Origin of the sequence: Streptomyces sp. LN549 (assembly GCF_043203805.1) — a bacterium.
Taxonomy (GTDB): Bacteria; Actinomycetota; Actinomycetes; order Streptomycetales; family Streptomycetaceae; genus Streptomyces.
On sequence record NZ_JAZHRI010000002.1, the window covers coordinates 5,553,474 to 5,574,658 of the forward strand.

Here is a 21,185-nt window from a genome sequence, read left to right on the forward strand (position 1 = left end):
TCGGTCGGATGATCAAATGAGTGCGGTCGGCACCGGATGAGCGCCAGGGGAATTCGAAGGGGTAGAAGCATCCGGGTCGCAGCCCCCACGGGGCACCTACCAGACAGACACCCTCATCAAGGAGCGATCGTGGCGCGCGACATCGCGGCTCCCCTCACTGTTCCCACCAACCACCAGGAGCTCGTCTCCTGGGTCGACGAGATCGCAGCCCTCACCGAACCGGATCGAGTGGTCTGGTGCGACGGCTCCGAGGCCGAGTACGAGCGCCTGTGCGGGGAGCTCGTCGCCAAGGGCACGTTCACGAAACTCGACGAGATCAAGCGCCCGAACTCGTACTACGCCGCTTCCGACCCGAGCGATGTCGCACGCGTCGAGACCCGGACGTTCATCTGCTCCGCGAAGGAGGAGGACGCCGGTCCGACGAACCACTGGAAGGACCCCGCCGAGATGCGGGAGATCTTCGTGGGGGAGAAGGGCGTCTTCCGCGGCTCCATGCGCGGCCGCACCATGTACGTCGTGCCCTTCTGCATGGGCCCCGTCGGCTCGCCGCTCTCCGCGATCGGCGTCGAGATCACCGACTCCGCGTACGTCGCCGTCTCGATGCGCACCATGACGCGCATGGGACAGGCCGTCCTCGAGGAGCTCGGCACCGACGGCTTCTTCGTCAAGGCGGTCCACACCCTGGGTGCCCCCCTCGCCGAGGGTGAGGCCGACGTCCCGTGGCCCTGCAACTCCACCAAGTACATCTCGCACTTCCCCGAGGACCGCGAGATCTGGTCCTACGGCTCCGGCTACGGCGGCAACGCCCTGCTCGGCAAGAAGTGCTACGCGCTTCGCATCGCCTCCGTCATGGCACGCGACGAGGGCTGGCTCGCCGAGCACATGCTGATCCTGAAGCTCACCCCGCCGCGCGGTGAGTCCAAGTACGTCGCCGCCGCGTTCCCGAGCGCCTGCGGCAAGACCAACCTCGCCATGCTGGAGCCCACGATCTCCGGCTGGACCGTCGAGACCATCGGCGACGACATCGCCTGGATGCGGTTCGGCGAGGACGGCCGCCTCTACGCGATCAACCCCGAGGCCGGATTCTTCGGCGTGGCGCCCGGCACCGGTGAGCACACCAACGCCAACGCCATGAAGACCATGTGGGGCAACTCCGTCTTCACCAACGTCGCGCTCACCGACGACGGCGACGTCTGGTGGGAGGGCATGACCGAGGAGCTCCCGAAGCACCTCACGGACTGGAAGGGCAACGACTGGACCCCCGAGTCCGGTACGCCCGCCGCCCACCCCAACGCCCGCTTCACCGTCCCGGCCGGCCAGTGCCCGATCATCGCCCCCGAGTGGGAGGACCCGAAGGGTGTGCCGATCTCGGCCATCCTCTTCGGCGGCCGCCGCGCCTCGGCCGTTCCGCTGGTCACCGAGTCCTTCAACTGGCAGCACGGCGTCTTCCTCGGGGCCAACGTGGCCTCCGAGAAGACCGCCGCCGCCGAGGGCAAGGTCGGTGAGCTGCGCCGCGACCCGTTCGCCATGCTGCCGTTCTGCGGCTACAACATGGGCGACTACATGAACCACTGGATCAAGGTCGGCGCGGACAAGCCGGACCAGTCGAAGCTCCCGAAGATCTACTACGTGAACTGGTTCCGCAAGAACGAGGCGGGCAAGTTCGTCTGGCCCGGCTTCGGCGAGAACAGCCGCGTCCTGAAGTGGATCGTCGAGCGCCTGGAGGGCAAGGCCGAGGGCGTCGAGACCCCGATCGGCATCCTGCCGGCCAAGGGCTCCATCGACACCGAGGGCCTGGACCTCTCCGAGTCCGACCTGGACTTCCTGCTCAAGGTCGACAAGGAGGTCTGGCGCGAGGAGGCGGCGCTGGTCCCCGAGCACCTCAACACCTTCGGCGACCACACGCCGAAGGAGCTGTGGGACGAGTACCGGGCCCTGGTCCAGCGCCTGGGCTGACCGCCCCCTGAATCTCCGCGGCCGGGCTCCCGACATCCGCCCTGACCTGTGGGGTCAACGGCCTGCCGCGGTAGGGGCGTGCACGAACACGCCCCTGGAGCAGCCCCCGGAACCTGATGCGTTCCGGGGGCCACTCCCGTTTCCGGGGGCGGCCCCGGCCCCGGACTGCAGTGTCCGTGCTCGGGTTGTGACCGGTCCGAGCTGTTGGAGGGGTGTGCCCCGGCTTACGTTTGACCGGGCCGTGCCGGGGGGTGCGGGGGTTGTGGGGGGCCATGACGTATTCCGGCATACCGCCGTATCCGGACCAGCACACCGGCATGCCGGACCGGCGCACCCGCATGCCGCCGCGCTGGGTGGTGATCCTGATCGCGGTGATGGCCGCGCTCCTGGTCCTGTCGCCGGTCGCCCTCGTGGCGAGCTTCTTCTACGTCTGGCAGGAGAACCACGAGGACCTGCGCTTCCCGTCCTGGGACGTGAGCGTCGCCTCCTGCCGGCGGGACGCGGTGACCGGCGGCCCCGTGGCCGAGGTGCGGGTGACGAGCCAGGCGAAGCAGCCCGGGAGCTACACCGTGCACCTCGCGTTCCGTGACCCGCGGGGCAAGGACGGGGGCGAGGGCAGGAGCTACCCGGCCGGCAGACGCACCGTGGTCTTCAAGGACCTCGCCGTGGGCGCCACCGAGACCAGGAAGATCGCGGGGCCGGTCCCGGTGCAGGGCAGGCCGCAGTGCGTGGTCGCCGACGCGACGTTCCTGTCGACCGCCCTGGCCGAGGCGTCGAGGCCGGCCACGCCATGAATGGGTGGCACCCGGTCCACGCGCCTCGACGGCCCGTGGACCGGGGCCGTCAGAGGGCGCCGACCAGCCGCGACGGGGCGGCGGGGGAGTCGGCGGCGGCAGCGGCCGGGACCGCTGCGGTGTGGGCGTCCATACGCTCGGCCGAGAGGATCGCGACCACGGTGTCGGCGCGGGACGCCGCCACCACCAGGGCCCGGCCCGCGAGGGCGTGGGCGCGGCGGTGGAGGGTGATCGCAGGCGCGTCACTCAGGCCGGCGTGCCGGGCGGGCGGTGCGCCGCGCAACCGGGCGACCTGCTCGGCGATGCGGTCGCCCGCCTCGCCGAGGCCCAGCTCGTCGGTGACCGCGAGCAGGGCGGCCAGGTGCCCGGCGAGCTGGATGTCCAGCTCCTCCTCGCGGGTGCGGTGCGGGAAGTCGTCGGCATGGTCGGCCGGTGTGTGGACCGATTTGGTGCGGATCGGTTCGTACATGGATGGCCTCCTGGTGGTGCTGTGGGAACCATCCTAGCTTGGATTCAGTCTAAAGTTGTCTGGCTTCGAGGCAGTGGGTGCGTGCGTTGCCCGCAACCGGGTCACACCTGCCCGTATCCGTCCAGGAAGCGGGCGATCCGGCCGATCGCGTCCGTCAGGTCCTCGGTCGAGGGCAGCGTCACGACCCGGAAGTGATCGGGCTCCGACCAGTTGAACCCCGTCCCGTGCACGACCATGATCTTCTCGGCCCGCAGCAGGTCGAGAACCATCTGCCGGTCGTCCTTGATCTTGTAGACCTTCGGGTCGAGCCGGGGGAAGAGATACAGCGCCCCTTTCGGCTTCACGCAGGTCACGCCCGGAATCTGCGTCAGCAGGTCGTACGCCACGTCCCGCTGCTCCAGGATCCGGCCGCCCGGCAGCACCAGGTCGTTGATCGACTGCCGCCCGCCGAGCGCGGTGGCCACGGCGTGCTGGGAGGGCATGTTGGCGCACAGCCGCATGTTGGCCAGGATCGTCAGCCCCTCGATGTACGAGGAGGCGTGCGCCTTCGGCCCGCAGACCGCCATCCAGCCCGAGCGGTACCCGGCCACCCGGTAGTTCTTCGACAGCCCGTTGAAGGTGAGCACCATCAGGTCGGGGGCGATGGCGGCGGTCGGGGTGTGGGTCGCCCCGTCGTACAGGATCCGGTCGTAGATCTCGTCGGAGCAGACCACCAGGTTGTGACGCCGGGCGATCTCCGTCAGCCCGCGCAGCATCTCGTCGTCGTACACCGCACCCGTCGGGTTGTTCGGGTTGATGATGACGAGGGCCTTGGTGCGGTCGGTGATCTTCCGCTCGATGTCGGCCAGGTCCGGCATCCAGTCCGACTGCTCGTCGCACCGGTAGTGCACGGCCGTCCCGCCGGCGAGTGAGACCGACGCCGTCCACAGCGGATAGTCCGGAGCCGGTACGAGAACCTCGTCGCCGTCGTCGAGCAGCGCCTGCATCGACATCTGGATCAGCTCGGAGACTCCGTTGCCCAGGTAGATGTCCTCGACGTCGAGGTCGATCCCCTTGGTCTGGTAGTGCTGCATCACCGCCCGCCGCGCGGACAGCAGCCCCTTCGCGTCGCCGTAACCGTGCGCCCCGGAGAGGTTGCGCAGGATGTCCTCGAGGATCTCGGGCGGGCACTCGAAACCGAACGCGGCAGGGTTGCCGGTGTTCAGCTTGAGGATGCGATGACCTGCTGCTTCCAGCCGCATCGCCTCTTCGAGCACGGGGCCCCGGATTTCGTAACAGACGTTGGCGAGCTTCGTGGACTGGATGACCTGCATGTCTGCGAGCTTACGACTGTGTTTCGCGGGGCGCCCGGCCTTTCCCCGGCCATTGACCCACCCGGGTTTGTCCGCCCGCCGCCCCGGCTTCCATCGCCATGTGCCCGTGCCCCCGAACCGTGGGAACCCGGGGCGCGGGCCGGGCCGGGGCTTGGAATGGGGTGGCACGGGGGCGTGACGGACCGGGGCGGGTGAGATGCGCCACGGCGTGGCGCGCCCGCCGGGGATTACGGGACAGCCCTCAGGGCAGCCGGGCACCCTCCGGCAACCGGATCGCGAAGGTGTCCGCGAGGACGCGCACCGTCTCCGCGGCGTCCGCCAGCTCCCGCTCCTCCCGCTCGCCGTCGTGGGCCGTCACCACGAGGGTGCGCCCGGCGAGCGACAGATGGGTGTCCGGGGTGGTGCGCTGCACGTACAGCAGATGCTCGAACGGCGAACGCGGGTTGGTCGCGATGTGCCAGTTGATGACCTCGAAGTCGGGCGCTTCGAACGGCTCCACCGTGAACGCGTACTGCCCGTGCCACGCCCCGTCGCCCGCCTGGGCCTGGAGCTCCCACAACTCCAGCGGCCCGTCGTGCGGCGTGTGGACGAGCCGGTGGTGGCGCGGAGTGTCGTACAGCTCGGCGCCCGCGACCAGCGGGATCGGCTCCAGCAGAGAGCCCGCGGCGCCGAAGCCGACGTCGGCGAGATACGGCGTCGGCTCGCCCGGCACCCCGACGCGCATCAGCATATGTGTCCGCGGCCGGACGTCCCCGGGGCCGGCACCCAGCACGACCCGGGCGCACAGCAGCGTGACCTCGAAGCCCAGCGCCCGCAGTGCGGCGGCCAGGAGCGTGTTGTGCTCGTAGCAGTAGCCGCCCCGCTCACTCCGTACGAGCTTCGCCTCCAGGTCGGCGAGGGCGAGCGAGGGCACGGTGCCGAGGACGGGGTCCAGGTTCTCGAACGGGATGCCCAGCGCATGCGCACGGTGCACGGAACGCAGCACGGCCACGGTGGGCCGGCGCTCCCCGCTCCAGCCGATGCGGGCGAGGTAGGCGTCGAGGTCGAGGGCGTGGTCGGAAGTCATGCACCGACGGTACGCAGCCGGGGCGGCCGGACGCCTCCTTCCGGAGCCGGGACGTCCTGGTCCTCAGGTCCTGGTCCCGGGTCCCGTTGCCGCGCCTACTTGTCCTTGTCCTCGGCGAGGGTGTGGGCGACCAGTGCGTTCGCGTGGCCGTGCCCCATCGCGTGCTCGGACTTGAGCCAGCCCACGATCTCCATGTGCTTCGTCAGGGGCGAGGCGCGGATGAGTTCCTTCCACTCCGCAACCTGACGGCCGTACTTCTGCTCGATCGCCGGGAAATAGCTTGCGGGGCCCTTCACTGCATCGCTCATGACGAAAGTCTGGCAGCCGGGTGTGACAACCGCCCCCGGTAACCCGTATGACGGGCCGGTTGGCCTCGTCGTAGGGTCCCCGCCATGGACTGGCAGGCATGGCACGACGCATACGATTCCCCCGATTCATGGCTGGCGCGGAGGCTGCGGGCTGTCCAGGACCGGGTCCAGGACGCCCTGGACGCCGCGCCGCCCGGTCCGCTGCGGGTGGTCAGCGTGTGCGCGGGCCAGGGCCGCGACCTCGTCGAGGTGCTGGCGGACCACCCCCGGCGCGACGACGTCCGGGCCCGACTGGTGGAGCTCGACCCCGGAAACACGGCATACGCGCGGGAATCGGCCCACCGGGCAGGTCTGCCGCAGGTGGGCGTGGTGACGGGCGACGCCGCGCTCACCGATCACTACCTCGATCTGGCGCCCGCCGATCTCGTGTTGGTCTGCGGTGTGTTCGGCAACATCGTCGACGCCGACATCGAGCGCACCATCGACACCTGCACCCGGCTGTGCCGCACGGGCGGAACCGTCGTCTGGACCCGCAACCGAGCCGCACCCGACCGGGTACCGCTGGTCTGCGAGTGGTTCGAGGAGCGCGGCTTCGAGCGCCTGTGGCTGTCCGAGCTGGATGCGGGCTTCGGTGTCGGAGCGCACCGCTTCACCGGCAGTCCCGGTGAACTCGACCCGGAGCAGCGGATGTTCGACTTCATCGGCTACGACGTGCTGAAGGCGGCACGGCTGGGAGGCCGGGCGGCCGGATGCTGACGCCGCCGCGGACCGGTCCCGCACCTTCTGCCCGTGACCGGGCCCTCCGCCATGTCGCCTCCCTGTCCTCGGGGAGACCGCTCGACACCTCGCTGCGGCTGACGCTGAACCTCCACCCCGACCGTGAGACGGCGGGCCGGCCGGTGCTCGACGCCCTGGCGCAGGACGGCGCCTACCACTCGCAGTTCGTGACGGGCACCAGCAACGGCGGCCTCACGGCGCATCCGGGCGGAGACCGGTGGCGCTGGGAGAGCCGGATCTTCGGCGGCGCCTACGACGATGCCTCGGCCGAACAGCGCCCGGTGTACGGGGCGTTGGACTTCCGGCACTCTGTCGTCGGGGCGGCCCCCAGGTTCGGATCGGCCCACTTCAGGCTCACCACCGAAGCTCTGCCGCGCGCCACCTTCTGCTACCCGGACAGCGCCGCCGAGCCCGACGACTTCGGTGTCGCGGCCGGGATGCACCTGATCGAGCTCGCCGAGGCCGACGACCGGGACGCGCTGGACGACTACATCGAGGCCCAGATCCACGGCCCGGTCCTGCTGGACCGGCACATCGAGGCCCTCGTCCTCGACCCGTGCTACCGCGGCACCCCGGTGGAGGCGTCGGCCCGCGCCCTGCCGTTCCGTACCGAGTGGCACGCCGGCTTCCGGCTGACCGTCGAGGAACTGCGCCTGCACGGCGACTACCGGGGCCAGGAGTTCGTCGCCCTGGGCGCCCGGGTCGCCGAGGGCGGGGTCCTCGACCCGCGGATCATCGGTGACGCCGCCCGCACGGGGCAACACGACCTCCAGTCACTGAAGAGGGTCTGGCACTGCCTGGCCCGCTTCGGCGCCCCGGCGGCGCCGCCCCGCTGACGCACCCGACCGGACCGGGCACGGGATGTCGGGTGGGGCAGGGTGGTTCCTTCCTAGCGTGGTGGACGAAAGGGAAGGAGGCCCGGGTGCTGGAGCGGCTGAACGAGGCCATGGACCACATCGAGCTCCGTCTCGACGACCGCATCGACGTCGCCGAGCTGGCCAGGATCGCGATGACCTCGGAGTACCACCTGCGGCGGATGTTCTCCGCACTCGCCGGGATCCCGCTGTCGGAGTACATCCGGCGCCGGCGGCTCACGGTCGCGGGCGCCGAGGTGCTGGCCGGTGAGCGGACGCTGCTGGATGTCGCGGTGCGGTACGGCTACGCCTCGGGCGAGGCGTTCGCCCGCGCGTTCCGTGCCATGCACGGCATCGGTCCGGGTGAGGCCAGACGCACGGGGGCCGCGTTGCGGTCCCAGCCCCGGATGTCCTTCCGCCTCGTCGTCGAAGGGACCAGCAGTATGCGATACCGGATCGTGGAGAAGGAGGAGTTCCGTGTGGTGGGCAGGAAGGCGCGCGTCCCGCTGGTGCACGAGGGGATGAACCCGGCCATCGCCGAGTTCATCCGGAGCATCGACAAGGAGACCGTCCAGCGCATCCACAGCCTGTCCGACCAGGAGCCGGAGGGGATCGTCCAGGTGAGTGACGACCTCGCCGACAGCCGGGCCGAGGGCACCGAACTGGACTACTACCACGGGGTGGTGAGCTCCGCGCCCGTTCCCGAGGACATGGACGCGCTCCCGGTGGCGGCGGGCACGTGGGCCGTCTTCGACAGCTCGGGCGCCTTCCCGCAGGCGCTCCAGTACCTGTGGCGTGACGTCTTCACGGAGTGGTTCCCCTCCAATCCTTACCGGAGCCGGCCGGGACCGGAGATCCTCAGGGTCCACGTCTCGCCCGACGGCGCGCAGGCGGACGCGCAGTTGTGGATTCCGGTGGAGCGAGGCACGGCGGCCTGAGGGTCCGGTGCCCGGCGCCCCGGCCGAACGGCCCGCGGCTCACGGCGCGTTGAACGCGTCCTCGGGTCGCGGGCTGTCCCCCGTGCGAGCTACAGGCAGGTGTCCACTGTGCGGTGACGACTCCTGCCCGCCGGATCCGTAGCGTCGAAGCGAAGCCGCGGCGCACCGTCCGCGGGTCTCGTTGAGGAGTTCTCATGAGAGTGGTCTGGCAACTTGCCGCCGTAGCCGCGGTCGCGATGATCGGCGGTCAGTGCGTTGCCGCGGTGGAGGGGAATCCGTGGCTCACACTGATTCTCGGCCTTCTGACGGCGGTGCTCGCCGTGCCGGTCTACCGGTGGGTGGTGGGGCGGACCGAACGCCGCCCGGTCACCGAACTGTCCCGGGACGGCGCGGGGTCGGGTATCGGCCGTGGGGTGCTGATCGGCGTCGCGCTGTTCGGGGCGGTCATCGCGAACATCGCCCTCCTCGGCCACTACGAGGTCGACGGACTGGGAACCGTCACGGGGGCGGTGGGGCTGACCGGCTTCATGGCCGCCGCCGCAGTGACGGAGGAACTGCTGTTCCGCGGCGTGCTGTTCCGGCTCGTCGAGGAGCGCGCAGGCACCTGGATCGCGTTGACGCTGACGGGCGCGCTGTTCGGTCTGGCGCACCTGTTCAACCCGGACGCCAACCTGTGGGGCGCCGTCGCCATCGCGATCGAGGCCGGCGGCATGCTCGCCGCCGCGTACGCGGCCACCCGCAAGCTGTGGCTGCCCATCGGCGTGCACTTCGGGTGGAACTACGCAGCGTCCGGCATCTTCAGCACGGAGGTCTCGGGCAACGACACCCAGCAGGGACTGCTGGACTCCGTGACCTCGGGCCCGCAGCTGATCACCGGCGGCGCCTTCGGCCCCGAAGGCAGCGTGTACTCGGTGGTGTTCGGCGTGGTGCTGACCGGCGTGTTCATGTGGCTGGCCCACCGGCGCGGCCATGTGGTCCCCCGTAGCCGACGGGCCGTCCGGAGCGTGGCCACGACTACAGTTTCCCGGTGACCAGTCTTCCGCGCCTTCCCGAGCAGTGGCGCCGGCTCGACATCGCCCTGCGCGATCTTCCGCTCGGGCTGCTCCTCCTCGCGGCGTCGCTCGTGCCGGTGCTCCACAGCCGGGGTACGCAGTTCGGCGGGATGCCCGCCCACTCCTTCGACGCACCGGCCGTCGTGGTCGTGGCCCTCGAATGCCTCCCGCTCGCCGCGCGCCGGCGGTGGCCGGTGGTCTGTGTCGCCCTGGTGTCACTCGGCTTCGCCGTGGACCAACTCCGCGGCTACCACCTGGTCGCGGGCGCCGCGCTGCCCATCGCCCTGCTGAGCGCGGGCTCCCATCTGGAACGGCACCGGCGGGCCGTGGTGCTTGTGCTCTCCGCGGCGTACGTGCCGCTGTCGCTCGTGCTCCTCAGGTTCGGGCCGGGTGAACCGCCCATCGAGTTCGTGACGTTCTACCTGATGCTGGCCTTCGCCTGGGGCGCCGGGGCCTGGCTGCGATCCACCCGGGCTGCGGAGGCCGAGCGCCGCAGCCGCGTCGCCGAGGACACGCGCACCGCGGAGCGCACCCGCATCGCCCGGGAGCTCCACGATGTCGTGACCCATCACGTCACGGCGATGGTCGTGCAGGCCGAGGCGGCACGCTATCTGACCGCAGCGCCCGAACGCCTCGACCAGACGCTGACCACCGTCACCGACACCGGCCGGCGGGCCATCACCGACCTGCGGCATCTGCTCGACCTCCTCAACCCCGATCACAGCGCCGGGGCCAGAGAGCCGACCGTAGGCAGGCTGCTCCCGCTGGTGGAGCAGACCCGCCGGGCCGGGCAGACCGTGGAGTTCACCGAGGAGGGCACTCCGGCGGAGTCGACCGGCAGCGCCGATCTCGTGGCCTACCGGGTGGTGCAGGAATCGCTGACGAACGCCCTCAAATACGCTCAGGGAAGCCGCACTTCGGTCCATGTGCGGCACAGCGAAAGGGAGATCTCCGTGGAGGTCAGCACCGACGGTTCGGGCTCGCGGGCCCGGGTGCCGGGCGGCAGCGGGCGGGGTCTCGCCGGTCTGCGCGAGCGGGTCGACGTCCTGGGCGGCGAGTTCAGCGCCGGCCCGCACACGGGCGGCGGCTTCGTCGTACGGGCCCGCATACCCGCGGGGAGCTCCGCATGAGCGCGCCGATCCGGGTCCTGGTCTGCGACGACCAGATTCTGGTCCGCACCGGGCTGGCCACGATCATCGACGCCCAGCCCGACCTCGAAGTGGCGGGCGAGTGCGGGGACGGGCGCACCGCCGTCGACATGGCCGGCCGACTGCATCCGGACGTCGTGGTGATGGACATCCGGATGCCGGTGCTCGACGGCATCGAGGCCACCCGCCTGCTGGCCGGCGCCGGAGTGGAGCACCCCGTCAAGGTGCTCGTGGTGACCACGTTCAACCTGGACGAGTACGTCTACGAGGCGCTGCGCGCCGGGGCGAGCGGGTTCCTGCTCAAGGACGCGCCTCCGTCCCAACTGCTGCACGGGATCAGGACAGTGAAGATGGGTCAGGCACTGCTGGACCCCGAGGTGACGCGCCGCCTGGTGGGCAGGTACGCCGCCCGGATCCGGCCCACCGGGGCCACCCCCGAGGACCTCCCGCTGACCCCCCGCGAACTGGAGGTCCTGCGCCTCATCGCGGACGGCTTCTCCAACAGCGAGATCGCCGTGACCCTCCTGATCAGCCAGGAGACGGTCAAGACCTTCGTGTCACGCATCCTCGCCAAACTCGGGCTCCGTGACCGCGTCCAGGTAGTCGTCTACGCCTACCGCCAGGGCCTGGTGACCTGAAATCGCCCCTTGTGGGGTTCCCCTCAGTGCGCCACCATGCGCATGTCAAACCGGAAGAACTTCGGTCGCAGAGGCTTCCCACGCTCTGCGCAGGTCACTTGAGGGGACCCCCACATGAAAAAGCCTCTCGTCGGTGCGCTCTTCGCGGTGCTGCTCCTCGGAGCCGGCACCGCGCCCGCGGCAGCGGCCACAAGCCACGACGCGACAGCGCCCGGCACGTTCAAGGCGGCATCAGCGGCCCGCGTTGCGGCCGACGCGGCGTCATCCGGCCACGCGGCCACCCAGACGAAGGTCAGGCCCAAGGCCATCGGCTTCGCCGGGACCGTGGCGCTCAGCAACTGTTCGGGCTCGGTCGTCCGCACGCCCGACTCCCAGCCGGGCGACCCCGCGCTCGTGCTCTCCAACGGGCACTGCATGGAGTCCGGATTCCCCGGCCCGGGCGAGGTCGTGTTCAACCAGCCGTCCACCCGCAGCTTCACCCTGCTGAACGCCGCAGGCAGCGGTGTCGGCACCGTCCGGGCGAGCAAGATTGCGTACGGGACGATGACGGACACCGATATATCGGTGTACCAGCTCACCTCCACGTACGCCCAGATCGAGAGCACCTACGGCATCAAGGCGCTGGAGCTCAACACCGCGCATCCGGTGCAGGGCACCGCGATCACCGTCGTGTCCGGGTACTGGAAGCGCACGTACAGCTGCAACGTCGACGGGTTCGTCTACCGCCTCAAGGAGGGGGAGTGGACCTGGAAGGACTCGGTCCGCTACACCTCCGCCTGCCAGACCATCGGCGGTACGTCCGGCTCGCCGGTGATCGACAACGCCACCGGCAAGGTCGTCGCCGTTAACAACACCGGTAACGAGGACGGACAGGAGTGCACGGACAACAACCCGTGCGAGGTCGACGAGAACGGGCAGGTGACGGTCCGCGAGGGCATCAACTACGCCCAGGAGACCTACGGCATCGTCCCGTGCATCGGAGCCGGCAACGTCTTCGACCTCGACCGTGAGGGCTGCGCACTGCCCAAGCCGTGACGGGCGGAGTGGGGCGGGACCACGCGTGCGTGGTCCCGCCCCACTCCCGGCCGGCGCCCCGGTCAGACGGTTGGCGCCCCGGTCAGATCCTGCGCCACCGGGCGTTCGCGAAGGAGAAGAGGCCGAAGGCCGCCAGTCCGACGGCGATCAGCGCCAGCAGCCAGGGACCGGCCGGCGTCGTGCTGAACGAGCGCAGGGTGTCGTCCATCCCCTTGGCCTCGCCCGAGCGGGCCTTCACCGCGGCGGCCACGGCGAATCCGCCCGCCACCGCGAAGACGATTCCGCGCGAGATGCCGCCGAAGACTCCCGTGACGTCCACCGTGCGTCGCACGGCGGGCGACATCTCGCCGAGGCGCAGATGCTTGTGGAACTTCCGCAGCGCGGCACGGCCCGCGATCCACAGGCCCGCGCCGGCGATGACCGCGCCGGCCGCCCCCACCAGCCAGCGCCCGCCCGGCATGCCGAGCGCCTGTGCCGTGACGTCCTTCGACTGTGTGTCGCCGGAACCGCTGCCGCTGCCCCGGTCGCCCGCCGCGAACATCAGGACCGAGTACGACACGAAGGCGTAGAAGACGGCTCGCCCCGCCGAAGCCAGGCGCTTGGTCGCCTTGCGCCCGTCAGGGCCCGCAGCCCCGAACGCCGCCTCGGACAGCCGCCACAGGGTCATGCCCACCAGGGCGACCCCCAGGACCCACAGCAGGACGGAACCGAAGGGTTTCTGCGCGATCTCCGCGAGCGCCCCACCCCGGTCCGCCTGCTTCTCGCTGCCCCCGCCCCCGCCGAACGCGATACGCAGCGCGAGGACGCCGACCAGGGCATAGATCACTCCGCGGGCCACGAGTCCCGCCCGGCCACCCGCCTCGACGGCTGAACTGTTACCCGCCCGTCTTGCCTTTCCGTGACTTCTTCGGGCTGTCGCAGAGATATTCATGTTCAGCCGGTTGCCCCGGCCGGGAGGCGGGAAACTATCGCGCCCCGGCGGCCGCCCCCGTGCCGGACCGCACCGACCGCCCTGCCAGCACCTGTGTCCGCCTGCCGTCCTCGATGACGAAACGGCCGTCGATCAGCACGTGCGGGATACCGACCGGCAGGGTGCGGGGCTCGGCGAACGTCGAGCCCGCCGCCACCGTCGACGGATCGAAGAGCACCAGGTCGGCGCGGTAGCCCTCGCGCACGTAACCGCGATCGGGCAGCCGCAGGCGGGCCGCCGGCCGGGAGGTGAGGTGGGCGACGCACTCCTCCAGGGAGAGGATGCCCAACTCCCTCGCGTACCGTCCGAGGTAGTGCGGGAACGTGCCGTACGCCCGGGGGTGCGGCTTGTCGCCCTGGAGGATCCCGTCGCTGCCGCCGGTGTGGACGCGGTGGCGCATGATCTGCCGGACGTTCTCCTCGTGACCCACGTGCTGGAGGATCGTCGTCCCGAGGCGGTCGTCCAGCAGCAGCTGCCGGGCGGTCACCCAGGGCTCCTCGCCGCGCAGGTGCGCCGACTCGGCGACCGTACGGCCGACGTACGCGGCGAGGTCCGGCACGCTGACGCCGGAGATCTCGATGGTGTCCCACTCGATCGGCACACCGTGGCAGCCGTCCGATCCGACGACCTCCAGATCGTGGCGGATCCTCGCCGCCGTCGCTTCGTCGGCCAGGCGCGTCAGGACCGACTCGGGGCCGCCCTCGCTCGCCCAGCTGGGCAGCATGGCGACCAGGGTGGTGCAGCCCGGGGTGTACGGGTAGGTGTCGAGGGAGATGTCGGCGCCCGCGTCGAGTGCGCGGTCCAGGAGGCCGAGCAGCTCCGGGGCGCGGCCCTCGTTCACGCCGAAGTTCATGGTGGCGTGGGCGAGATGGAGGGCGCAGCCGGCGGTGCGGGTGAGCCGCACCATCTCCTCGTACGCCTCCAGCGCACCGGCGCCGTAGGAGCGGTGGTGCGGGCAGTAGTAGCCGTCGTGCTCGGCCACCACCCGGCACAGGGCGGTGAGTTCGGCGTCGTCCGCGTACATGCCCGGGGTGTAGGTGAGTCCGGAGGACATGCCGACGGCACCCTCGGCCATGGACTGCGCGACGAGTTGCTTCATCCGGGTCAGTTCGGCGTCGGTGGCCGGCCGGTCGTCCCAGCCGACCGCGTACATACGGACGGTGCCCTGCGGGATCAGATAGGCGGCGTTCACCGCGATGCCCCGGCCGCCGAAGTTGCGGTCGAGCCGGTCGAGGTACTCGCCGACGGTGCGCCAGTCGAAGTCGATGTCGCTCCCGTCGCCGTTCCACCCGGTGATGGAGCGGCGGACCTCGGCGAGCGTGCGGTCGTCGACGGGGGCGTACGACAGGCCGTCCTGGCCCAGCACTTCGAGGGTGACGCCCTGCGCCGCCTTCGCGCTGTGGTCGGGATCGCGCAGCAGGGCGAGGTCGCTGTGGGCGTGCATGTCGACGAAGCCGGGGGAGAGGGCGAGGCCGTCGGCGTCCAGGGTCCGGGCGGCGGTGGGGCGGGGGCCGGGGGAGTCCTCGCGGTGGATCTCCGCGATGCGGCCGCCGGAGAGGGCCACGTCGGCGCGGTAGGAAGGGGTGGCGGTGCCGTCGATGACGCGGGCGTCGCGGATGACCAGGTCCATGGGGGGCCTTTCAGGGGCGGCCGGGGGCTCGGGCCCCGGCCCCGGCTCATCGGTCGGGTTCGGAAGGGCCGGGGGGATCAGGCCCCGGCCCCCGTCCCGTCTGCCGGGATCAGAAGAACGTGCGGATGTAGTCCGTGACGGTGCCGTCCGCCTCCACCAGCGGGATCAGCTGCCACTTGTCGAAGCTCGTGCAGGGGTGCGACAGGCCCATTCCCACCCAGTCCCCGACCTCCAGCTCGGCCCCGTCGGCCGTCCGCACCCACGCGTGCTGGTCCGACAGGCCGGTGATCTCGATCCCCGTCGCCGCCCGCACCGCACCGTCGCGACCGGACCGCACGACCTGCGCCTGAGGCAGGTCGAGGTCGTAGGCGGCGTCCCGCTTGCCCGCGTTCAGGAACGCCTGCTCGGCCGACGGGCGCGACACGACCTGCGCCCAGAGCCGGAAGGCGGGCTGCAGCGCACCCTCGTCCGGGACCCGGTTGAAGGGGGTGAGGTGGAGGTAGTGCCCGTCGTCGTGCGAGACGTACGCCCCCGAGCGGAGCAACTTGAGTACGGGCAAGGAGAGTTCGGGGATCTCCGCGAACACGTCCGCGACCGCGTCGAACCACGCGCTGCCGCCCGCACTGATCACGATCGGCTCACCGGCGGCCGACGCGGGGAACCGCCCGGCCGCGTCGAAGTCCGCGGCCAGTGCGACGAGCCGGCGCAGCCACTCCCGTACCCGCTCGCCCGTCGCGTCCGGCACCTCGCCCTCGTAACCGGCCACGCCCACCAGGCGCAGCGTCCCGGCGGCGGCCACCGCGTCGGCGACCGCGGCACAGTCGGCCTCGGTGCGGGCGCCCGTGCGAGCGCCCTCGCCCGCGCCGAGCTCCACGACGACATCCACCGGGCGGGAGGCGCCCGCCGCGCTCAGAGCCTCGTCCATCAGCTCGACGCCGCGCACCGAGTCGACGTAGCAGACGAAGCGGAAGTCCGGGTCGGCGTTCAGTTCGCCCGCGAGCCAGGTCAGCGCCACCGCATCGACGAGTTCGTTGGCGAGGAAGATCCGCTGGATCCCGAACGCCCGGTAGACCCGCGCCTGGTGGGGCACCGCCGCGGTGATGCCCCACGCGCCGTGCTCCAGCTGGCGGGCGAACAGCTGCGGGGACATCGAGGTCTTGCCGTGCGGTGCGAAGGCGAGGCCGTGGCGCTGTGCGTACGTCTCCAGCAGGGCGAGGTTGTGCTCGACGGACGCGGCCGACAGGGCGAGCACCGGGGTGGTGAACCCGCCGGTGAAGAGGTTGCGCCGCTCGGCGGCCAGGTCGCCGACGGTCAGGCCGGCCGCGTCGGGCGGGAGCGCCTTGAACCGGTGATCGACCCGCTCGTCGGCGAGTCCGGAGAGTCCGGAGAGCTCGGAGAGTCCGGCGAGTCCGGCAACGGGGGGTTCGGCGGCCATGCGGGGTGCCTCCTCGGTCGAAGTCATGCGAAGTCATTCGGTAGGTCTTCGGCAGGTCACTGCGTCGACGTTGCAACATATGCAACACCCATTGCGTATATCGCTCAGGGCTGTCTAACATCCGAGCCGACGCCCGGTCAATGGTGAGACCCGGTGCCGCCCGCCCGCCCGATCCCGAGGAGCCCGAGTGTCCGGAACCCCGGCCAGGACCGACGCCGACGCGACCGCCGATGTCGTGTGCCTGGGGGAGTCCATGGTGACGTTCCTGCCCTCGCAGCCGGGTCGCCTCGCCGACGTACCGTCCTTCGGCCGCGGCATCGGCGGCGCCGAGTCCAACGTGGCCTGCGCCCTCGCCGCGGCCGGGCACCGCGCGGCCTGGGTGAGCCGGGTCGGGGCGGACGGCTTCGGCGACCACCTCGTCGACGCGATCTCCGCGTACGGCGTCGACACCTCCGCCGTGCGGCGCGATCCCGCCAGGCCCACGGGCATCTACTTCCGTACGGCGACGGACCGCGGCACCGATGTCCACGAGGTCGCTTACTACCGGGCCGGGTCCGCGGCCTCCGCGATGTCACCCTCGAACGTTCCGTACGAGGCACTGTTCGCCGGCCGGGTCATGCATCTGTCCGGCATCACGGCGGCGCTCTCCGCCGACTGTCTGGCGCTGCTGCACGAGCTGACGGCCCCGCGCCCCGGCCGCCCGCTCGTCTCGTTCGACGTCAACCACCGCCCCGGGCTGTGGCGCGGCGCCGACGCGTCCCCCGGCGTCCTGCTGGACCTGGCCCGACGCGCCGACCTCGTCTTCGTCGGCGAGGACGAGGCGGAGGAGGCGTGGGGGGTGAAGGGCGCCGACGCGATCCGTGAGGCGCTCCCGGAACCGGCGGTGGTGGTCGTGAAGCGTGGCGCGGAGGGGGCGACCGTGTTCTCCGGAGGGCCGGACCTGACCGACACCGTCACCGACGTCCCCGCCCTCCGCGTCGACGTCGTCGCCCCGGTCGGCGCCGGCGACGCCTTCGCCGCCGGATTCCTCTCCGCCACCCTGCGCGGACTGCCCGTCCGCGACCGGGCCCGGCACGGGCACCTGATGGCCGCCGCCGTCCTCACCGTCCCCGGCGACCTCACCGACCCGCCCGCCCGCGACCGGGCCGACCTCCTCGTGGCCCTCGACGACGCCGCCTGGGGGAGACTGCGTCTCGGCCCCGGGTGGACGGGGGACGACACGGAGGTACGTACGACATGAGTCAGACCGTCGACCGGGCGCTGAGCATCCTGCCGCTGCTCGCACAGGGACCCGCCGACCTCGGACAGGTCGCCGAGCGGCTCGGCGTCCACAAGTCCACGGCCCTGCGCCTGCTCCGTACGCTCCACGAGCACGGGCTCGTCTACCGCCAGCAGGACCAGCGCTACCGCCTCGGCGCGCGGCTCTTCGCGCTGGCCCAGGAGGCCGTCGAGAACCTCGACGTACGGGAGATCGCCCACGCGCACCTCGTCGAGCTCAACGCGAACTGCGGCCACACCGTTCACCTCGCCGTGTACGAGGAGAACGAGGTCCTCTACATCGACAAGGTCGAGAGCCGCTACCCGGTCCGGATGTACTCCCGCATCGGCAAACCCGTCGCGATCACCGTCGCCGCCGTGGCCAAGCTGCTGCTCGCCGACCTCTCCGAAGCCGAGCGGCGCGCCATCGCGGAGAAGCTCGACTACCCCATGTACACGTCCCGTTCGACCCCCGGCCCCGGCGCCTTCCTCAAGGAACTCGCCACCGTGCGCGAACAGGGATGGGCCACCGACCTCGGCGGCCACGAGGAGTCCATCAACTGCGTCGGCGCCCCCATTCGCGGCGCCGACGGGCGCGTCGTCGCCGCGATGTCGGTCTCCGCACCGAACGTGGTCGTCACGGCCGAGGAACTCCTCACCCTGCTCCCCCTGGTCCGTCGCACCGCCGACACCATCAGCCGGGAGTACTCCGGCACCAACCGACCCAAGAAAGTCTGATCAGCGATGACCGACAAGACCGAGAAGACCGCCCTCACCCCGAGCACCCACACCGCCCCGCCCGCGAAGTTCTCGCACGGGGTGCGGAAGGGGAACATCCTCCAGGTCGCCGGTCAGGTCGGCTTCCTGCCCGCGGTGGAGGGCCAGGCCCCGACCCCGGCCGGTCCGACCCTGCGCGAGCAGACCCTCCAGACCTTCGCCAACGTCAAGGCGATCCTGGAGGAGGGCGGCGCGAGCTGGGACGACGTGATGATGATGCGCGTCTACCTCACGGACGTGGACCACTTCGCGGAGATGAACGAGATCTACAACACCTACTTCGGCGAGCAGAACCTCAAGGAGGCCCCCGCCGCCCGCACGACGGTCTACGTCGGCCTGCCCAAGGGCCTGCTCATCGAGATCGACGCCCTCGCGGTCCTCGGCTGAGCCTGATCCCCTTGCCGCACCCGCTCCACCGCACCACCACGCCGGTCACGGCGCCCCACCCCACCGGGGCGCCGTGCCGCGCTCCACCCTGCCCAAGAACCCACGGACGACAACGGAGTTACCCATGCTGCTCGCCGCCGGCCCCCCACCGGTCGAGACGCCACCCCACACCGGTGGACTCCTTCTCCTCATAGGCGGGACGGCCGGTCTGCTGACCGTCGCCGTCCTCGGCATCGCGCTCCTCCTCTTCCTGATCATCAAGGTCAGGCTGCAGCCGTTCGTCGCGCTGCTCGCCGTCTCCATAGCCGTCGGCCTGGGCGCGGGTCTCTCCGTCACCGAGCTCTTCGGTACGGTGCAGAAGTCCGCCGCCGTCTCCGTCATCGAATCCGGCATGGGCGGCATCCTCGGCCACGTCGCGATCATCATCGGCCTCGGTACGATGCTCGGCGCGATCCTCGAAGTCTCCGGCGGCGCCGAGGTGTTGAGCACCCGCCTGCTGAACCTCTTCGGTGAGAAGCGCGCCCCGCTCGCCATGGGCCTGACCGGTCTGATCTTCGGCATCCCGGTCTTCTTCGACGTCGGCATCTTCGTCCTCGCGCCGATCGTGTACGCGGCAGCCAAGCGCTCCGGCAAGTCGATCCTGCTCTACGCGATGCCGCTCCTCGCGGGCCTGTCCATGACGCACGCGTTCCTGCCGCCGCACCCCGGCCCGGTCGCCGCCGCGGGCCTCTTCCACGTCTCGCTCGGCTGGGTCATCCTGATGGGCGCCGTCGTCGGCATCCCGTCCGTCCTGGCCGCCTGGGGCTACGCCGCCTGGATCGGCAAGCGCATCTTCGTCGAGGTCCCGCAGGACATGGTCGAGGCCGCCGAGGAGGCCAAGGCCGCCGTCGTCGCCGAACAGCGGGCCGCCGGGGTCGCCCCGCACGAGGCCCCGGTCGCACTCTCCACCGTCCTCGCGATCATCGGCACGCCGCTGGTGCTGATCCTCGCCGCGACGTTCTCCTCCATCGCGCTCGACCCCTCGACGCTCCGCTCGGTCATCGAGTTCTTCGGCAACCCGTTCGTCGCCCTGACGATCGCGCTGCTGCTCGCCTACTACCTGCTCGGCATCCGTCGCGGCTGGTCCCGCAAGTCCCTCGAATCCGTGTCGACGTCGTCCCTCAAGCCGGTCGGCAACATCCTGCTCGTCGTCGGCGCGGGCGGCATCTTCGGCGCCGTCCTCAAGAGCAGCGGCATCGCGGACGCGCTCGCCGACACGTTCAACGACGTCGGTCTGCCCGTCATCCTGCTCGCCTGGCTCATCTCGGCGGTGCTGCGCATCGCCCAGGGCTCGGCGACGGTCGCCATCGTCACCACCGCCGGCATCGTGGTCCCGCTCGTCGAGGACCAGGACTTCTCGCAGCCGCACCTGGCGCTGATCATCATGGCGATCTCGGCCGGCTCGATCATCGCCTCACACGTCAACGACGGCGGCTTCTGGATGGTGTCGAAGTACTTCGGCATCTCCGAGCGGGACACCCTGAAGTCCTGGACGGTCCTGGAGACGGTCCTGTCGGTCGCGGGGTTCGCGGTGGCGGCGCTGCTCAGCCTGGCGATCAAGGGCTGATCTCCGGGCTCCCCGGAACCGAGCCGACGTCCACCGGTTGGACGCATGGCCAACCGGTGGACGGTGCTGTCGTGTTGACGGAACGCGCTGCGATCATGCCCGCATGAGTGAGCACGTGAGGAATGCGTACGCGCAAGCCGCTGAACAGGCGGTCCATCTGCTGGCCACGGACGAAGTGGCCCGACGCTGGGGAGACGAGTCCGTCCTCGCCGGGATGTCGGTGGGCGCTCTCGCCGGTCACCTCGCCCGCAGCGTCCTCCAGGTCGAATGGTTCCTCGACGGGCCGGTGGCCGAAGCCGAGCCGGTGTCGCCGGTGCGGTACTACGCACGGCTCGCCGGCACGACCGTCCACGACTCGGCCCTGAACACAGGGGTACGTGCCCGGAGCGAGGAGACAGCCGCTGCCGGCCCCGCGGCCGTGGCCGAGGAGACCAGGGCGGCCTGGGAGCGGCTGGCGAAGCGGCTCGAGAGCGAGCCCGCCGACCGCCGGGTGGCCGTCCTGCACCGGCCGGGCGAGGAGATGCTCCTCGACGGCTACCTGCAGACCCGCTGTGTCGAACTCACGGTGCACCTGGAAGACCTGGCCCTGAGCGTGGGCACCCCGCCCCCGGCATCCGGCGCCGCCCTGTCGATCGCGGTGGACGTGCTCGTCGCGGCCGCCCGTGACCGCCACGGCGACCAGGCCGTACTCCACGCGCTCGCCCGTCGCGAGCGGGACACGGAGCTGGCGCTTCACGTGCTGTGAAGATCTCTCCCACCGCACGGACGCGGCGCC

21 protein-coding genes are annotated in these 21,185 nt (G+C 71.0%); 14 read left to right on the forward strand and 7 right to left on the reverse strand.

What is annotated here, in order from left to right:
• Positions 1 to 129: 129 nt before the first annotated feature.
• Complete coding sequence (locus SH922_RS25340) at positions 130 to 1,956, forward strand: phosphoenolpyruvate carboxykinase (GTP) (RefSeq protein WP_393060139.1); 1,827 nt, start codon at positions 130 to 132, stop codon at positions 1,954 to 1,956.
• A 272-nt stretch (positions 1,957 to 2,228) separates the two neighbouring features.
• Positions 2,229 to 2,750 carry a hypothetical protein gene (locus SH922_RS25345; RefSeq protein WP_393060140.1) on the forward strand — a complete coding sequence of 174 codons (522 nt, stop codon included), beginning with the start codon at positions 2,229 to 2,231 and terminating at the stop codon, positions 2,748 to 2,750.
• Between the two features lie 49 nt (positions 2,751 to 2,799).
• On the opposite strand, the gene SH922_RS25350 is transcribed toward SH922_RS25345, so the two are convergent.
• From SH922_RS25350 to SH922_RS25365, 4 genes are all read right to left on the reverse strand, one after another.
• On the reverse strand, positions 2,800 to 3,219 hold the full coding sequence (locus SH922_RS25350) for a hypothetical protein (RefSeq protein WP_393060141.1): 420 nt from the start codon (positions 3,217 to 3,219) through the stop codon (positions 2,800 to 2,802).
• 101 nt (positions 3,220 to 3,320) lie between these two features.
• Positions 3,321 to 4,532, reverse strand: a complete 1,212-nt coding sequence (locus tag SH922_RS25355) for a pyridoxal phosphate-dependent aminotransferase (RefSeq protein ID WP_393060142.1) — start codon at positions 4,530 to 4,532, stop codon at positions 3,321 to 3,323.
• Between the two features lie 241 nt (positions 4,533 to 4,773).
• Positions 4,774 to 5,598: an arylamine N-acetyltransferase gene (locus tag SH922_RS25360; protein WP_393060143.1), complete on the reverse strand. Its 825-nt coding sequence runs from the start codon at positions 5,596 to 5,598 to the stop codon at positions 4,774 to 4,776.
• 95 nt (positions 5,599 to 5,693) lie between these two features.
• The gene (locus tag SH922_RS25365) at positions 5,694 to 5,906 is read right to left on the reverse strand and encodes a DUF4287 domain-containing protein (protein WP_393060144.1); all 213 of its coding nucleotides are present in this window, start codon (positions 5,904 to 5,906) and stop codon (positions 5,694 to 5,696) included.
• A gap of 84 nt (positions 5,907 to 5,990) precedes the next feature.
• Between SH922_RS25365 and SH922_RS25370 the strand changes: the two genes are divergently transcribed.
• The 7 genes from SH922_RS25370 (at position 5,991) to SH922_RS25400 (ending at position 12,348) form a co-directional block, all read left to right on the forward strand.
• Positions 5,991 to 6,662 (forward strand): methyltransferase domain-containing protein, encoded by a 672-nt coding sequence (locus tag SH922_RS25370; RefSeq protein WP_393060145.1) that lies wholly within the window; start codon positions 5,991 to 5,993, stop codon positions 6,660 to 6,662.
• Complete coding sequence (locus tag SH922_RS25375; RefSeq protein WP_393060146.1) at positions 6,656 to 7,519, forward strand: DUF3626 domain-containing protein; 864 nt, start codon at positions 6,656 to 6,658, stop codon at positions 7,517 to 7,519. The genes SH922_RS25370 and SH922_RS25375 overlap by 7 nt, the downstream gene beginning before the upstream one ends.
• An 86-nt stretch (positions 7,520 to 7,605) precedes the next feature.
• Positions 7,606 to 8,475 (forward strand): GyrI-like domain-containing protein, encoded by an 870-nt coding sequence (locus tag SH922_RS25380; protein WP_393060147.1) that lies wholly within the window; start codon positions 7,606 to 7,608, stop codon positions 8,473 to 8,475.
• A gap of 194 nt (positions 8,476 to 8,669) precedes the next feature.
• The gene (locus SH922_RS25385) at positions 8,670 to 9,506 is read left to right on the forward strand and encodes a CPBP family intramembrane glutamic endopeptidase (protein ID WP_393060148.1); all 837 of its coding nucleotides are present in this window, start codon (positions 8,670 to 8,672) and stop codon (positions 9,504 to 9,506) included.
• On the forward strand, positions 9,503 to 10,657 hold the full coding sequence (locus SH922_RS25390; protein WP_393060149.1) for a sensor histidine kinase: 1,155 nt from the start codon (positions 9,503 to 9,505) through the stop codon (positions 10,655 to 10,657). Before SH922_RS25385 ends, SH922_RS25390 begins: the two co-directional genes overlap by 4 nt.
• Positions 10,654 to 11,313, forward strand: a complete 660-nt coding sequence (locus SH922_RS25395; RefSeq protein ID WP_393060150.1) for a response regulator — start codon at positions 10,654 to 10,656, stop codon at positions 11,311 to 11,313. The genes SH922_RS25390 and SH922_RS25395 overlap by 4 nt, the downstream gene beginning before the upstream one ends.
• 114 nt (positions 11,314 to 11,427) lie before the next feature.
• Complete coding sequence (locus SH922_RS25400; protein WP_393060151.1) at positions 11,428 to 12,348, forward strand: serine protease; 921 nt, start codon at positions 11,428 to 11,430, stop codon at positions 12,346 to 12,348.
• Positions 12,349 to 12,430: 82 nt separating this feature from the next.
• Here SH922_RS25400 and SH922_RS25405 read toward each other — a convergent pair whose 3' ends face one another.
• From SH922_RS25405 to SH922_RS25415, 3 genes are all read right to left on the reverse strand, one after another.
• Positions 12,431 to 13,279, reverse strand: coding sequence for a DUF1206 domain-containing protein (locus tag SH922_RS25405; RefSeq protein ID WP_393060152.1), 849 nt, complete (start codon positions 13,277 to 13,279; stop codon positions 12,431 to 12,433).
• A 34-nt stretch (positions 13,280 to 13,313) separates the two neighbouring features.
• Positions 13,314 to 14,948: an amidohydrolase family protein gene (locus SH922_RS25410; RefSeq protein WP_393060153.1), complete on the reverse strand. Its 1,635-nt coding sequence runs from the start codon at positions 14,946 to 14,948 to the stop codon at positions 13,314 to 13,316.
• Positions 14,949 to 15,057: 109 nt separating this feature from the next.
• On the reverse strand, positions 15,058 to 16,383 hold the full coding sequence (locus SH922_RS25415; RefSeq protein ID WP_393060154.1) for an alanine racemase: 1,326 nt from the start codon (positions 16,381 to 16,383) through the stop codon (positions 15,058 to 15,060).
• Between the two features lie 187 nt (positions 16,384 to 16,570).
• Here SH922_RS25415 and SH922_RS25420 point away from each other — a divergent pair, with 187 nt between their 5' ends.
• From SH922_RS25420 to SH922_RS25440, 5 genes are all read left to right on the forward strand, one after another.
• Entirely contained in the window at positions 16,571 to 17,623 is a 1,053-nt protein-coding gene (locus SH922_RS25420; RefSeq protein WP_393060155.1) for a sugar kinase, read from the forward strand.
• Positions 17,620 to 18,378: an IclR family transcriptional regulator gene (locus tag SH922_RS25425; protein WP_393060156.1), complete on the forward strand. Its 759-nt coding sequence runs from the start codon at positions 17,620 to 17,622 to the stop codon at positions 18,376 to 18,378. The genes SH922_RS25420 and SH922_RS25425 overlap by 4 nt, the downstream gene beginning before the upstream one ends.
• 6 nt (positions 18,379 to 18,384) lie before the next feature.
• Positions 18,385 to 18,804, forward strand: coding sequence for a RidA family protein (locus tag SH922_RS25430; protein WP_393060157.1), 420 nt, complete (start codon positions 18,385 to 18,387; stop codon positions 18,802 to 18,804).
• A 124-nt stretch (positions 18,805 to 18,928) separates the two neighbouring features.
• Positions 18,929 to 20,410: a GntP family permease gene (locus SH922_RS25435; RefSeq protein WP_393060158.1), complete on the forward strand. Its 1,482-nt coding sequence runs from the start codon at positions 18,929 to 18,931 to the stop codon at positions 20,408 to 20,410.
• Between the two features lie 103 nt (positions 20,411 to 20,513).
• Positions 20,514 to 21,155: a maleylpyruvate isomerase N-terminal domain-containing protein gene (locus SH922_RS25440; RefSeq protein WP_393060159.1), complete on the forward strand. Its 642-nt coding sequence runs from the start codon at positions 20,514 to 20,516 to the stop codon at positions 21,153 to 21,155.
• The last annotated feature ends 30 nt before the right edge of the window (positions 21,156 to 21,185 follow it).